The sequence below is a fragment of the Methylocystis sp. genome (genome assembly GCF_051062815.1).
Taxonomy (GTDB): domain Bacteria; phylum Pseudomonadota; class Alphaproteobacteria; order Rhizobiales; family Beijerinckiaceae; genus Methylocystis.
Genome location: NZ_JBPFDU010000078.1, coordinates 91,210 through 104,908 on the forward strand (window position 1 = coordinate 91,210; position 13,699 = coordinate 104,908).

Genomic DNA, 13,699 nt, shown 5'->3' on the forward strand with positions numbered 1-13,699 from the left:
CCTATGCGGCGACTGGGCCGCTTATTTTAAGTGTCGCGAGAGGGCGGTCAGCTCTCGATCGCGGTGATTCTCACAAGCGTCAGGTCCTGGCGATGGCCGCGCTTGCGCTTTGAATTCTGCCGACGGCGCTTTTTGAAGGCGATCGACTTGGCGCTGCGCGTCTGCTCGGCGATCTCGCCGGAGACTTTCGCGCCCGCGATCGTCGGGGCGCCGACCTTGGGGCTGTCGCCGCCCAGCATGAGCACTTCGTCGAAGGTGACGGCGTCGCCCGGCGCGCCGTCGAGCGCCATGACGGTGATCACGTCCCCCGCGGCGACGCTATATTGCTTGCCGCCGGTTTTGATGACTGCGAACATCTTTTTTTCCTGTGTTCGTCCCGACGCTGGCGTCTCCGCCGGCCGGCTTCTTGGCAGTTAGTGGCTTCGCCTCGAACTTGCGCCAGGCGCAAACGAAAAGCGCGGCGAAACCGCCGCGCCGAAGCGACGTTCATCTACCCTTCAAAGCCGGCGACTGTCAATATGTGGGCTGTTGGGTAGCGTCTCAGTTTGAATTTCAGATTTTGGTAAAAACAGAAACTGGCTGGCAGGCGACAATGGCCGCTTCGCGCCAAGCGGATGTTGTAATCCGTCCAGAATTCTGGCGCTCGCGTGAGTTCTGTTCTATTGATGTTCGGCCTACCTCGGACCCGGAAAGGGGATATGGCGAACGAAAAGCTTTCTCCTTCTGCCTTCATGCGCCAGCTTCGGCCTGAAAATTATTCGGACACGCTCGAGCGCACCTCCTACCTACTCGACGCCGCCGTTTTCGAACACCACCTCGACACGATCACTTCGCGCAATCAGACCCACGAATTCGAGATATTCTGCCGCAAGCTCTGCGAACGGGCCATCTGCCCAAACTTGCGGCCACAGACCGGCCCTGATGGCGGCGGCGACAGCAAAGCCGACTCCGAGACGCTTCCCGTCTCGGATGAGATCATGGCCCTCACCTATGTCGGCGAGCCGAATGCCGGCAAGGAGAAGTGGGCTTTCGCGTTCAGCGCCAAAGCGAATTGGCTGGCCAAAGTCCGCAGCGATGTCGACGGAATCGCCAAGACCGAACGCGGCTATAAGCGCATCATCTTTGTAACGAGTCGGTATGCGAAGGCGAAGGCCCGCGCCGCGCTTGAAGATGAACTGACCAAAAAGTACGGGATCCAAGTCACGGTTCACGATCGCTCGTGGATCGTGCAGCAGGTCATCGAATTCGACCGCAAAGACTTGGCCTACAACTATCTCCACGTGGGACTGGAGGTCGCCGATGCGAGCCGACTTGGTCCCGCCGACTATTCCCGTAACCGGCAATTGGAAGCGATCGAGAAGTCGTTTTCGGACCCCGACAGCTTTTCGGGGATGGAGCGCCAAGGCGTTACCGAGGCACTTCTCGGCGCCAAGCTTTCCCGTTCGCTTGAGCGCCCGCGTCCGGAGACCGACGGGCGCTTCCAGCGGGCGATCCGTCTTAGCGATGTCAATGGGACCTACCGGCAGAAACTTGAGGCCCGCTACGAAGCCCTCTGGACCGCCGTTTGGTGGTTTGACGACTATAACGAGTTGAATTCCAGCTACGACGCCTTCGAGGCGTTAGCGATCGACAGCGATCACTCGATCAATCTGGAGTTCCTCTCTAACCTCCTTCAGATGCTCTTCAACGCCGTGATCTATAGTCACTTCACGCGCGAGCAATGTGATCTCGACGCGCGCGCTGACCGGCTCAAAGCCCGGCTTGAAGCTGTCGCTGCGAATAAGGACCGCCCGAACAACGCGCTCTGGGCGCGCACGCTATTGCTCCTAGGTCGCCTGAACGGAGCCATGCTGGCGGGCGACCGCCATGCGATCCCTCCAATTTGGCAGGAGTTCTCCAAAATTCTGGCGCAGGCTCGCGGCCTCGGCGAATTCGAAGCAACCCGCCTCGTCAACCTGATCGAAGCGGTTGGAAACACGGCGGGCAATGATCCAGCCTACAACGCGCTGATTGAGGAAGTCGCGGACTTTGTCAGCGAACGGACTAGCGAGGCCGAAGGCGCGCTGGTGCTTCTCAAACGCGCCCAGAAGCTCGACTTCGACGCTCATTTCGAGATGATCCGGCTGCTCGGCAAAGCGGCGCGCCAGCTCACCAAGAAGGAGTATGCCGAGAAGCTCATTGAAGCTTTGCAGCTGTTGAGCCTAGCCTACCGTAGTGCCGGCCTCCTCTGGGCCTCACGCGCCACCTGCATTTTCGCAGCTGCGTCCATCGCCATCGAAGGCGAGGCGGATAGTCAGATCGATGTTGCGATCATCCCAACGCTCGAACTCATGGCCTGGACGGCGCTTGAGCTGCGCCACCTGCCGGATTTCCTCGAAGCCATCCAACTCCTCAATGGGTGCCTGAAGGCCTTGCCGCTCGCCGAGGAGTCGAAAAAACTTCTCGAAGATCGGCTCGTAACCTTCGACATGGCGGTCGGAAGCTACTTCCTCAACTTCCAGCCCGTGGAACTGCGTCAAGTCGAAGGCCTTCCGGACGTGCTGGAAGCACTCGGTCTCTTCACGGCGCGATTCGCGCTGCTCTATGCCCTTGGCTACGAGGATCAGCTTCGCACCGACGGATCACTACCGTCCGGGGAATCCGTCGAGGCCGTACAGGAGATGGTCAAGAGGCTTGCTAGCCAGCCGGTGACCGACGACATCCGAGGTCCGCTGATCACAAACCGGCCAGGGTGCCCCCGCATGCAATCGACGGTCATGGGAATGACGGTCGAAGTGGTGTTCGAAGGAACAACGACCGCGACCCTCGTTGCGGAAGCTATCCTTGCGTCCATCGAGGCCTGTTTTGCTACCGCTTTTGAACTCCGGATTCATCCTCACACGGAGCACTATGAGATCGTTCTTGTAGAAGATGCTGGGGCAGCGGTGCCGTCATTTAAGATCGATCCTCTGAAGCCAACCGCGAAGCTCGTTTGGCCGAAGGACTTGCCGCTCACTTCTTTTGAACGTTCCGCTGACACGATCCGCTTCCTCACCCAAGTTTCCCTGCTCACGATGGCCGCTAGCTGCGTTTGGCATGGCGGCAAGGAATTGGTCGAGTGCCTTGCTCGCGACGAGGCTGTTTTTGACCGCGTGACGATGATTTCGATCACAGCGAACAGTTTCCATCGCCTGTTTTCGCGTGATCTGGCGTCCCTCGATACGTGGAATGAGTTCGTCTGCAAGACGTACGTCCTCCGCGATGACCGGCCGACAATTGTCCGCGAAAAGGTCAACGATCCGGACGAGAACGACGAACGGGCTGGCCCTAAGATGGAGACCTGGTGGAAGAGCGGCAATCACCGCGACATCCAGACCCGCTCGGTGATCGACTACAATCTCTGGAACAAGGCCGGATGGAAGGGAACGTTCTACGCCAGCTATGGGCCGGACGTACCGCCCGCCGTGGGCTTGCTGTTCGCGGATCGTGACGCGGCACGCTCGATCTTCGAACGCTGGCGCGAGCGCTTCGGAAAGGTTGACCGCGAGGACGAGATTTATCTGTCTATCGTTCGAGACGTGTCAGACGAGAACCCCCACCACTACAACGTGTTGATCACCTCAGGTTTCAGTCCATCGGAAGACTGCAAGCCTGGAGGAGCCATTGTTCTCTCGCGGTTCAACCGCATGCAACCCGACACCGACACGTATCTCCGCCGCTTCCTTACCGACTACGAGAAGGCGGGCGTCTATCTGCTCATGCCTGCGGTGATAGAGGGTGGGAAACCGCAGCTCTTTTCCGACATCGCGATCCTGAAGCGGAACCTCATCGTAAAATCGACAAGGGACGTGGGCCCCCATGACGTCGAACAATGCTGCCTCGGTCAGAAGGCCGATGAGCATTTTGCGAAGTCTGACGTCGAACCGTCGGTCGTCCCTAATCGCGCGTGACGCCCCGGGCCACACAACGCACGTGAGTTTAAACCTCAATTGGCCTTGCCTAAGGCTGGCCTTCCAGTCTTCTTAGGGTCAAACAAGCCATTCGTCATCCGCTCGGCGGGCGACTAATGGGGGGCAAAGCTGGGTTTAAACCCTTCACGAAAAATGCCGCAGCAGCGACAGGCCGGCGAGGAGGCCGGCGACCGCTAGGCCGATTGACGCCACGACATAGAACGTCGCCATCGCCAGTTCGCCGCGCTCGTAAAGCAAGACCGTCTCGAGCGAGAAGGCCGAAAAAGTGGTGAAGCCGCCGAGGATTCCGGTGGTGAGGAACAGGCGCCAGTTCTGGGACGCCTCGCCCTGGAAGGCGAAATAACCGACGATCACGCCCATCAGGAACGAGCCAAGCACGTTCACGGCCAGCGTCCCGAACGGAAAACCGACGCCGATCAGTCGGGCAAGAAGAAGATTGACCCCGTGGCGCGCGGCCGCGGCCAGTCCTCCGCCAGCAAATACGATGAAGAAGCCCATGACGTCGTCCTTTCCAACAGGCGGACGACAAACATGCTGCGGCAGGCGGCGTTTTAGGCGCGCTCCTCCCGCAGGACGCGCGTCCTTGCGGCAGGAGCCATCAGCCTCATCAGGCGGTTACCGGGAGCCCCATCCCGTGTGGGAGGCAGCTTAGTCGCGCCGGCGCAAACGATCAACCGGGGGCCGCCGCCCGCAGTCGCCGGCCGCCGTCGCGGGAACGCTCGCCGGCCGCAGGCGTTATCCCACCGTTACGAAAGAATTTTTTGGAGAATTGCGATGAATTTACGCCTTGGCTTGCGCCTCTGCGCGCTGCTCGCTTCGACGCTCTTCATATTCTTTGCTCCCGCGCCCGCCTCGGCCGCCAAGGTCGGCGAGATGTGCGCAGGCATCGCCGGCATTCAATGCGACACAGGCTTGTGGTGCGACCCCGAGCCGGGCCAATGCCGCGGGGCGGACATCGCCGGCAAGTGTGTGGAGGTTCCAAAGATCTGCACCAGGGACTATCGTCCCGTTTGCGGCTGTGATGACAAAACCTATGGCAACGACTGCACGCGTCGCGCCGCCAAGGTCGCGAAAAAGTCGGACGGCGAGTGCCCGAAACCTTACAGGTGAGACTGGTGGCTGAGATCTGGCGCCGGCGCGGCGCAATCGAGCCGCGCCAAATCTTGGGCTAGTTGAAGCAGCCGCTGGCCTGCATCTGCGCGATCCAGATCGCGCAGGCCGCCTTGGCGCGCTCGTAACGGCGGCGGGGGGAGCCGCCGCCATAGCCGCCATAGCCGCCGTAACCGCCGTAACCGTCATAGTCGCCGGGATCGCCGTCGAAATCGTCGCCGGGATAGCCGCGGCGATATTGGCCGTAGCCTGGACCATAACCGCCATGCCCGCCGCGCCCGTACTGATGCTGGCGCATGCAGGTGTTGTAGTTTTGAGCGATCGCGAGGCACAGCGGCGCATTGGCCGCCTGAGCGATCGGCGTGAAGAGGATGCCGAGGGCGCAAGCCGCGCCGACGATAGAGTAGGTCACGAGCCGCATGCGGCGTTTTCCCTGATTGCGCCCCCAGCGCTTTCGCCAAGGCATCTTCGCGCGCGCCGGCTGAAACCAAGCTGAACAGCGTCTCAGCGGGCCGCGATCACCAGCCGGCGATGCGTCGGCATGACGAATCCCCCGCGCCAAAGGCGTAATGATCGCCGCAGGCGAAGGCCACCGGCGGTTCGCCGGTCTGCTCGAAGATGTCGTAGCCCTGCTTCAGATTGTGCCAGAACTCGGTCCAGTGCTTATAATTGCCGCCCGCGCCGACGAAGGCGAGCCAGCTGCCGCCGGTTTCCCGAGCGATCGCCTGCTCCGTCAAGCGGAAGGGAAAAATATGCAGCTGCACTTCACGCTGGCCGGCGCGCATCGCGGCCTCGACGAAGGCGTAGATTTCCTCGATGCCGCGGTCGGTCATGGCGAAGCAGCCGACCGACTTGCACGCGCCATGCACCATGACGAGACCGCCGGTCCGCCCGTTCTGGCGATCGAAGGCGTTCGGATAGCCGACGTTGAACGCGCGGTGATAATTCGAATGCGGATGCAGCTGCTTCGCCGAGACGCTATAGAAGCCTTCCGGCGACTGGTAATCGGCTTCCTTGAGCTTTGGCCCGAGCTTGCCTGACCATTTGCAGATTGGATAGGTCTTGTAGAGCGAGAAGCGGCTGTTGCTCTTTCGAAGCCAGAGTTCGAGCTGGCCTTCCTGCTTGAAGATGCGCACGAAGACCTGGTCCCCCATGCCGTAGCGGATCGGGGCCTCCTGCTGAAAGGCGTCCTCGGGCGCAGCCCGCAAGGTCGGCTCGACGGCGCGCGCCACCTGGGTCGGCGGCGCCGACTCCTGCGCCGTGGGCGTCGCCTCAACCGCGGCTCTCGCCGACGGCTCCTGCGGCCGGGCCGGCGGCAGCGGCGCATTGGCGGGCGCCGGCGGGGTCGCCTCGGCGGTTTGCGGCTGCTCGGCGGGGGCTGCCGCCGCCGCCTCGGCGAATTTGTCCGCAAGCTCGGCGAGATTGGCCGGTCGCGACGGGGGCAGCGGCGTGGGCTTTTCCACAATCTCCGGCCGCGCGGGCGGCGGCGCGGGCGGGAACGACACCGACCCTTCGACGCCGTCTTGCGCCGGCAGCGCCGCCACCTCGGCGGTTGGCTCTTGCACGGCGACGGGCGGTGGAGCAGGGGGGAACGCGCCGGGCTTCACCCGCAGGGCCATGCGGCGCAGGCCGGTCGGCAGCGCGCCGCTCCAGGCGCCGCGCGCGGCGTCGCTGCGCACGGGAGACGCGCTCCCGCCCCAGGGCATATAGCGGAGGGCCACGACTCCGCCGACGAGCGCGGCGACGGCGATCGCCGCCAGCGCCAAATGTGTCCGTCGCGGCGTCATACGCCTATGCAGCCTCTCCTGAAGATTCTGAGCCGAGATTTTGAACCGAGATTCTGAAATTCGAGCCTGGGCTGAGCAAGACCACTCGAAAAAGGCGCTTTAGTGGCCTGCGAAGGCGACCAGCGTGCGCACCGGGACGCCCAGCGTCTGGAGCCTTTTCACGCCGGCGAGGTCGGGCAGGTCGATAACGAAACAGGCGGCGACGACGTCGGCGCCGGCCTGGCGCAGGAGCTTCACCGCGCCCTCGGCGGTGCCGCCGGTGGCGATCAGATCATCGACGAGAATCACCCGCTCGCCGGGGAGGACCGCATCCTCATGCATCTCCATTTCGTCGACGCCATATTCGAGTTCATAGGCGATCGAGACGACGCGATGCGGCAGCTTGCCCTTCTTGCGAATCGGGATGAAGCCGGCGGAAAGCTGATGCGCCACCGCGCCCCCCAGGATGAAGCCGCGCGCCTCCATGCCCACGACCTTGTCGATCTTGCCGCCGCACCAGGGCTGCACGAGTTCGTCGACCGCCTTGCGGAACGCCTTGGCGTCGCCGAGCAGGGTGGTGATGTCTCGAAAGAGGATTCCCTTCTTGGGATAATCGGGAATGGTGCGAATGGCGGCGGCAAGCGGCATGAAACGGCCTTGCGATCAGCGGCGAATTTGGCCGCGTGGATGGAATGGCGAAACCGCCACGCTCAAAGAGATACACGGATGGCGGGGGAGGGCGCAAATGCGGGGGCGTGGCTGGGGACGGGCTACGCGCACAGGCGCGCCCGATCACTACTGTTGTCGCCCCTCAATTTCCGGACAAGGTCTCCAAAAAAAACTTGGCAAAGAGAACAAATCGTGCACACTGGAGTTCAGGGTCGAGCGCGCTCTTTCGCCCAGCGCCCCTTGCCTCGCGAACGCCCTCGCAGCCGCATTGCCTGCGCCTAGCTAACCGTGTCAGAAGGAATTTTCAGCCGTGAGCCAAGCCAATCTCCGCCTCGTGGAAGGGACGTCCGTGGACAAGACCAAGGCGCTTGACGCCGCTCTGTCGCAGATCGAGCGCGCCTTCGGCAAAGGTTCGATCATGCGGCTCGGCAAGAACCAGAAGGCCGTCGAGATCGAGACGATTTCGACGGGCTCGCTGGGGCTCGACATCGCGCTGGGCGTCGGCGGCCTGCCGCGCGGCCGCGTCGTTGAAATTTACGGGCCGGAATCCTCGGGCAAGACCACCCTCACCCTGCATGTCATCGCCGAGGCGCAGAAATTGGGCGGCGTCTGCGCCTTCGTCGACGCGGAACATGCGCTGGATCCGATCTACGCCCGCAAGCTCGGCGTCAATCTCGAAGATCTCTTAATTTCGCAGCCCGACACCGGCGAGCAGGCGCTCGAAATCACCGACACGCTGGTGCGCTCTGGCGCCGTCGACGTGCTCGTCGTCGATTCGGTGGCGGCGCTGACGCCCCGCGCCGAAATCGAGGGCGAGATGGGCGACGTGCAGCCGGGCCTGCAGGCGCGGCTGATGAGCCAGGCGCTGCGCAAGCTCACCGCCTCGATCGCCCGCTCCAACACGCTCGTCATCTTCATCAATCAGATCCGCATGAAGATCGGCGTGATGTACGGTTCGCCGGAGACGACGACCGGCGGCAATGCGCTGAAATTCTACGCCTCGGTGCGGCTCGACATCCGCCGCATCGGCGCGATCAAGGACCGCGACGAGACGACCGGCAACCAGACCCGCGTCAAAGTGGTCAAGAACAAGGTGGCGCCGCCGTTCAAACAGGTCGAATTCGACATCATGTATGGCGAGGGCGTCTCCAAATTCGGCGAATTGATCGATCTTGGCGTCAAGGCCGGCGTCGTCGAGAAGTCGGGCGCCTGGTTCTCCTACGACAGCCAGAGGCTCGGCCAGGGCCGCGAGAACGCCAAGAGCTTTTTGAAGCAAAACCCCGAGGCCGCGCAGCGCATCGAACAGGCGATCCGCGAGAACGCCGGGCTGATCGCCGAGCGTATTCTTGACGCGCCGGATGAAAACGAGGCCTAGGCCGCCTCACGCGCCGCACTCAGCGGCACAAGCTTGAGGCGCTTCGCCCGCTGGCGATTGGAATAGCGCAAGGGGGCCTGGCGGTCCCCTCGCCATTGCCGTTTCTCCCCGAAACTGTCATATCGCGCATGACGAAGCGCGCGACGGCGCCGCCTGCCGCAGCCTTCGCCGCAACCTCGGGCCGTCGCCTGTTTCGTTGAAGCGAAAGGCCGCTCCAGGTTATTGTTTTAAACGCGTCTCCCGCATCGGCGCAGAAGCCGCTTTGGCGACAGAGACGCATTCGCGAGCCGTGACCGCATGAGTGGCGTCAACCAGATCCGAACCGCCTTCCTCGACTATTTCGCGCATAATGGGCACGAGAAAGTCGCCTCCTCGTCGCTCGTGCCGCACAATGATCCGACGTTGATGTTCACCAACGCCGGCATGGTGCCATTCAAGAACGTCTTCACCGGCGTTGAAAAGCGCGCCTATGCGCGCGCCGCCTCGGCGCAAAAATGCGTGCGCGCCGGCGGCAAGCATAACGACCTCGACAATGTCGGATACACCGCGCGCCATCACACCTTCTTTGAAATGCTGGGCAATTTCTCCTTCGGAGACTATTTCAAGGAAGGCGCGATCGAGCTCGCCTGGAGCCTCATCACGCGCGAATTCGGGCTCAACGTCGATCGGCTGCTCGTCACGGTCTATCACGACGACGACGAGGCCTATGATCTGTGGAAAAAGATCGCCGGCTTTAACGACAGCCGCATCATCCGCATAAGCAGCGCCGACAATTTCTGGAGCATGGGCGACACCGGGCCCTGCGGCCCCTGCTCGGAGATCTTCTACGATCAGGGCGAGGCGCTCAAAGGCGGTCCGCCCGGCAGCCCTGACGAGGATGGCGACAGATTCCTGGAGTTCTGGAACCTCGTCTTCATGCAATATGAGCAGGTGGCGCCGGGGCAACGCGCGCCGCTGCCGCGTCCCTCGATCGACACCGGCATGGGGCTGGAGCGCATCGCCGCGCTGATGCAGGGCGTGACCTCCAATTACGACATCGATCTCTTCCGCGCGCTGACCGGCGCGGTCGCCGATTTCACCGGCGCGCCGGTCGACGGACCGCAGGGCGCGAGCCACCGCGTCATCGCCGACCATCTGCGCGCCTCCTCCTTCCTCGTCGCCGACGGCGTGACGCCTTCGAACGAAGGCCGCGGCTATGTGCTGCGCCGAATCATGCGCCGCGCCATGCGTCACGCGCAGCTTCTCGGCGCGAAGGAGCCGCTGATGTGGAGGCTGGCGCCGACGCTTGTCGCCGAGATGGGGCAGGCCTATCCGGAGCTCGTGCGCGCGCAGTCGCTCATCGCCGACACGCTGCTCTCCGAAGAGACGCGTTTTCGCGCCACGCTCGCGCGCGGCCTCGCGATCCTTGACGAGGAGACGGCGGCGCTCGGCCAGGGCGACAAGCTTTCCGGCGAAACGGCGTTCAAGCTCTACGACACCTACGGCTTTCCGCTCGATCTCACCGAGGACGCCTTGCGTCCGCGCGGGATCGGCGTCGACAAGGAAATCTTCAACGCCGCGATGGAGCGCCAGCGGGCGGACGCGCGCAAGGCCTGGGCAGGCTCCGGCGAAACCGCGACCGAAGCGCTCTGGTTCGCGCTGAAGGAACGTCTCGGCGCGACCGAATTCCTCGGCTACGAAACTGAAAGAAGCGAGGGCGTCGTCACCGCGATCATTCATGACGGCGGCGAGGCCTTTTCGCTTAAGGAAGGCGCGCGCGGGGCGCTGATCTTCAATCAGACTCCCTTCTATGGTGAGTCGGGCGGACAGGTCGGCGACGTCGGCGTGATGCGCGCCCGCGGCGTGCGCTTTCGCGTCGAAAACACCGTCAAAAAGCTCGGCGACCTCATCGTTCACGAGGGCGTCGTCGAAGAGGGCGAGATCACGCCCGGCCTCGCGCTCGAGCTCGACGTCGACCACGAGCGGCGCACGCAGTCGCGCGCCAACCATTCGGCCACGCATATTCTGCATGAGGCGCTGCGGCAGGTGCTCGGCGAGCATGTGGCGCAAAGGGGGTCGCTCGTTGCGCCGGACCGGCTGCGCTTCGACTTCACCCATCCCAAGCCTCTCACCGATGAGGAGCTGGCGCGCGTCGAGACGCTCGCCAATGAAATCGTTCAGGACAATGCGCCGGTCGAGACGCGGGTGATGGCTCAGGACGACGCCATCCGCTCCGGCGCGCGCGCGCTCTTTGGCGAGAAATACGGCGACGAAGTCCGCGTCGTGTCGATGGGGCCGTTAAACCCCGGCGCCGCGCATCCCTTCTCCGTCGAGCTGTGCGGCGGCACGCATGTTTCGCGGACCGGCGACATCGGCCTCATCGCCATTGTCGGGGAAGGCGCGGTCGCCTCCGGCGTGCGCCGCATCGAGGCGCGCACCGCCGAGGGCGCGCGCAGCCAGCTTGTGTCGCAGTCGCGCGCGCTGCGCGACATGGCGGCGCTGATGCGCGCGCCGCTCGAGGACGCGCCGGCGCGGCTTGCCGCGCTTCTCGACGAGCGCAAGCGGCTGGAGCGCGAACTCGCCGACGCCAAGCGCAAGCTGGCGATGGGCGGCGGCGCTGGCGACGGCGCCGCCGAGAAGCCGCGCGACATCGGCGGCGTCAAGCTCCTGGCGCGCGCGGTCGAAGGCATCGAGGCCAAGGATTTGAAGTCGATGGTCGACGACGCCAAGAAGGCGATCGGCTCGGGCGTCGTCGCGATCGCCAGCGCCTCGCCCGACGGCAAGGCAGGCATCGTCGTCGGCGTCACCGACGATCTCACGGAAAAATACAGCGCCGTGGATTTCGTGCGCGTCGCGAGCGTCATGCTCGGCGGCAAGGGCGGCGGCGGCCGGCCCGACCTTGCGCAGGCGGGCGGCCCGAACGCCGCCGCCATCGATCAGGCGCTCGCCTCCGTCGAGGACGCGTTGCGCGGAAAAGCAGCTGCGCCATGAGCGAGCCGGACCGGCGGCGCGGTCTGGCGTTATTGCGGCGGCGCATCCACGTCGTCCTTGACGGCGGCAGCCACGACCGGATCGCGCGCGTCGTCCATCGCGGGCTGATTGGGCTCGTCCTGCTGTCGGTCGTTTCGGTGATCTTCGAATCGGTGCCGGAATACAGCGACCGCTATGAGGACATCTTCAACGTCATTGAATATGTCGCCGTCGCCGCCTTCACGCTCGAATATGTCTTGCGCGTCTGGTGCGCGCCCGAACATGCGCTCTATGCGCGCCGCTCGGCGACGGCGGCGCGGTTCGCCTTCATCGCATCAGGCTGGGCGCTGATCGATCTCGCCGCCTTCCTGCCCTTCTATCTGTCCTTCTACTTCTCGGCGGATCTGCGCGTCTTTTTGATGCTGCGCCTGCTGCGATTCTTCAAATTCGCCCGCTATTCTCCCGGCATCCGCACCTTGCTCGCGGTGATCGAGGCCGAGCGCAAGGCGCTGCTCGCCTGGTTGATCATTCTTTTTGGCGCGGTGCTGTTCTTTTCGACAGCGATGCATATCGCCGAACATGAGGCGCAGCCCGAAAAATTCGGCACGATTCCCGACGCCATGTGGTGGGCGATCGAAACGGTGACGACCGTCGGCTATGGCGAAGTCATTCCGCTCACGCTGGCGGGCAAGCTCATCGCCTCCTTCGCCATGGTGACGGGCTTTCTGCTGCTGGGCCTGCCGGTCGGCATTCTCGCCACCGCCTTCGCTGAAGAGATCCACCGCCGCGAATTCGTCGTCACCTGGACGATGGTCGCCAGCGTGCCGCTGTTTCGCGGCCTCGACGCGGCCGGAATCGCCGAAATCATGCGCTATCTTCGGGCGCAGTCCCTTCCTCGTGGCGCATTGATCGTGCGCAAGGGCGATCCCGCCCATTCGATGTATTTCATCGCCGAGGGCGAGGTTGAAGTCGAGCTGGCGCATGAAAACGTCACGCTCGGCGAAGGGCAGTTCTTCGGCGAGATCGCCGTGCTGCGCAAAACGTTGCGCACCGCCGACGTGCGGGCGACCGCGGCAACGAAACTCCTCATCCTGGACGCCTATGATCTGCAGACGCTGACCAAGCGCAATCCGGAAATCGGAGACGCGATACGCGAGGTCGCCCAGTCGCGATCGGGATTGGCGCCCGTCGAGCGGCACGGCGACATCATCGAGGCCGAGCTCGAAGAACCGGCGGCGTCGGCAGAAGCGGACGAGGCATAGATCACGCTGCGTTTGAGCGGTTCCGCGTGAGAGCGCCGCGTGGATGCCCGCGACAAGCGCGGGCATGACGTGGAGAGAAGTTGCGAGACCTGCGCGGCGGGCCGCCGCGTGAATGTCCATCGCGGTCTGATCAGCCGCCGATCGCCGCGCGCAGCTCCTGCAATTGAGCGAGCTTGTCGGACGCGGCGAGACGCGCTTCGTCAGATTTGGCGTCGGAGATGTCTTCGCGCGCGTTCCGAATGTCGGCGTCGACCTTGGCGACGTCGATTTCGGAAAGAGGAATCGCCTGTTCGGCGAGAATGGTGAAGCCGGACGCGTTGACGTCGGCGAATCCCCCACGCACGAAAAGCTTCTCAACCTTGCCTTCGCCGCCGGAAACGGTCACCACGCCGGCCTTCAGCGTGGTCATGACCGGCGCATGGTCCTTGAGCACGGTGAACTGGCCGTCGGCCCCAGGGGCGACGACCGACTCGACTTCGCCGGAGAAGAGATGCTTCTCGGGAGAGACGAGTTCGAAGTGGAATGCAGCCATGATGTTCTCCGACGGCGCTTTGCGTCCAGCCCGTCATGGCCGGGGTGACCCGGCCATCCACGAAAACTGATCAGCGTCATGGCCGG

General features: G+C 63.7%; 11 protein-coding genes and 1 riboswitch. Of the genes, 5 read left to right on the top strand and 6 right to left on the bottom strand.

The window, feature by feature from the left end; all coding sequences use genetic code 11:
* Positions 1–47: 47 nt before the first annotated feature.
* Positions 48–356, bottom strand: coding sequence for a 50S ribosomal protein L21 (gene rplU / locus ACR65W_RS15020; RefSeq protein ID WP_018409146.1), 309 nt, complete (start codon positions 354–356; stop codon positions 48–50).
* A 342-nt stretch (positions 357–698) separates the two neighbouring features.
* Here rplU and ACR65W_RS15025 point away from each other — a divergent pair, with 342 nt between their 5' ends.
* Entirely contained in the window at positions 699–3,929 is a 3,231-nt protein-coding gene (locus ACR65W_RS15025) for a hypothetical protein (protein WP_434500337.1), read from the top strand.
* Positions 3,930–4,073: 144 nt separating this feature from the next.
* Here the strand turns inward: ACR65W_RS15025 and crcB are convergent, their stop codons facing one another.
* The gene (gene crcB, locus ACR65W_RS15030; RefSeq protein ID WP_434500338.1) at positions 4,074–4,448 is read right to left on the bottom strand and encodes a fluoride efflux transporter CrcB; all 375 of its coding nucleotides are present in this window, start codon (positions 4,446–4,448) and stop codon (positions 4,074–4,076) included.
* An 84-nt stretch (positions 4,449–4,532) separates the two neighbouring features.
* Positions 4,533–4,594: riboswitch (Fluoride riboswitch) on the bottom strand.
* Between the two features lie 130 nt (positions 4,595–4,724).
* Here crcB and ACR65W_RS15035 point away from each other — a divergent pair.
* On the top strand, positions 4,725–5,060 hold the full coding sequence (locus ACR65W_RS15035; protein WP_434500339.1) for a Kazal-type serine protease inhibitor family protein: 336 nt from the start codon (positions 4,725–4,727) through the stop codon (positions 5,058–5,060).
* Positions 5,061–5,118: 58 nt separating this feature from the next.
* On the opposite strand, the gene ACR65W_RS15040 is transcribed toward ACR65W_RS15035, so the two are convergent.
* The 3 genes from ACR65W_RS15040 to ACR65W_RS15050 form a co-directional block, all read right to left on the bottom strand.
* Positions 5,119–5,481, bottom strand: a complete 363-nt coding sequence (locus ACR65W_RS15040; protein WP_434500340.1) for a hypothetical protein — start codon at positions 5,479–5,481, stop codon at positions 5,119–5,121.
* A gap of 97 nt (positions 5,482–5,578) precedes the next feature.
* The gene (locus ACR65W_RS15045; RefSeq protein WP_434500341.1) at positions 5,579–6,847 is read right to left on the bottom strand and encodes a L,D-transpeptidase family protein; all 1,269 of its coding nucleotides are present in this window, start codon (positions 6,845–6,847) and stop codon (positions 5,579–5,581) included.
* A gap of 99 nt (positions 6,848–6,946) precedes the next feature.
* Positions 6,947–7,474 carry an adenine phosphoribosyltransferase gene (locus tag ACR65W_RS15050; RefSeq protein WP_434500342.1) on the bottom strand — a complete coding sequence of 176 codons (528 nt, stop codon included), beginning with the start codon at positions 7,472–7,474 and terminating at the stop codon, positions 6,947–6,949.
* A gap of 331 nt (positions 7,475–7,805) precedes the next feature.
* Between ACR65W_RS15050 and recA the strand changes: the two genes are divergently transcribed.
* From recA to ACR65W_RS15065, 3 genes are all read left to right on the top strand, one after another.
* The gene (gene recA, locus ACR65W_RS15055) at positions 7,806–8,870 is read left to right on the top strand and encodes a recombinase RecA (RefSeq protein WP_175093058.1); all 1,065 of its coding nucleotides are present in this window, start codon (positions 7,806–7,808) and stop codon (positions 8,868–8,870) included.
* Positions 8,871–9,167: 297 nt separating this feature from the next.
* Entirely contained in the window at positions 9,168–11,840 is a 2,673-nt protein-coding gene (alaS, locus tag ACR65W_RS15060) for an alanine--tRNA ligase (protein ID WP_434500343.1), read from the top strand.
* Positions 11,837–13,081 (top strand): cyclic nucleotide-gated ion channel, encoded by a 1,245-nt coding sequence (locus tag ACR65W_RS15065; RefSeq protein ID WP_434500344.1) that lies wholly within the window; start codon positions 11,837–11,839, stop codon positions 13,079–13,081. Before alaS ends, ACR65W_RS15065 begins: the two co-directional genes overlap by 4 nt.
* Before the next feature lie 130 nt (positions 13,082–13,211).
* Here the strand turns inward: ACR65W_RS15065 and ACR65W_RS15070 are convergent, their stop codons facing one another.
* Positions 13,212–13,613, bottom strand: coding sequence for a F0F1 ATP synthase subunit epsilon (locus ACR65W_RS15070; protein ID WP_175092504.1), 402 nt, complete (start codon positions 13,611–13,613; stop codon positions 13,212–13,214).
* Between the last annotated feature and the right edge of the window lie 86 nt (positions 13,614–13,699).

What these genes read in the sequence shown, in the direction of transcription:
- ACR65W_RS15040 (WP_434500340.1), bottom strand. Translation starts at nt 5,481, where the DNA reads ATGCGGCTCGTGACCTACTCTATCGTCGGCGCGGCTTGCGCCCTCGGC.
- crcB (WP_434500338.1), bottom strand. Translation starts at nt 4,448, where the DNA reads ATGGGCTTCTTCATCGTATTTGCTGGCGGAGGACTGGCCGCGGCCGCG.
- ACR65W_RS15035 (WP_434500339.1), top strand. Translation starts at nt 4,725, where the DNA reads ATGAATTTACGCCTTGGCTTGCGCCTCTGCGCGCTGCTCGCTTCGACG.
- ACR65W_RS15050 (WP_434500342.1), bottom strand. Translation starts at nt 7,474, where the DNA reads ATGCCGCTTGCCGCCGCCATTCGCACCATTCCCGATTATCCCAAGAAG.
- ACR65W_RS15070 (WP_175092504.1), bottom strand. Translation starts at nt 13,613, where the DNA reads ATGGCTGCATTCCACTTCGAACTCGTCTCTCCCGAGAAGCATCTCTTC.
- ACR65W_RS15045 (WP_434500341.1), bottom strand. Translation starts at nt 6,847, where the DNA reads ATGACGCCGCGACGGACACATTTGGCGCTGGCGGCGATCGCCGTCGCC.
- alaS (WP_434500343.1), top strand. Translation starts at nt 9,168, where the DNA reads ATGAGTGGCGTCAACCAGATCCGAACCGCCTTCCTCGACTATTTCGCG.
- ACR65W_RS15025 (WP_434500337.1), top strand. Translation starts at nt 699, where the DNA reads ATGGCGAACGAAAAGCTTTCTCCTTCTGCCTTCATGCGCCAGCTTCGG.
- ACR65W_RS15065 (WP_434500344.1), top strand. Translation starts at nt 11,837, where the DNA reads ATGAGCGAGCCGGACCGGCGGCGCGGTCTGGCGTTATTGCGGCGGCGC.
- rplU (WP_018409146.1), bottom strand. Translation starts at nt 356, where the DNA reads ATGTTCGCAGTCATCAAAACCGGCGGCAAGCAATATAGCGTCGCCGCG.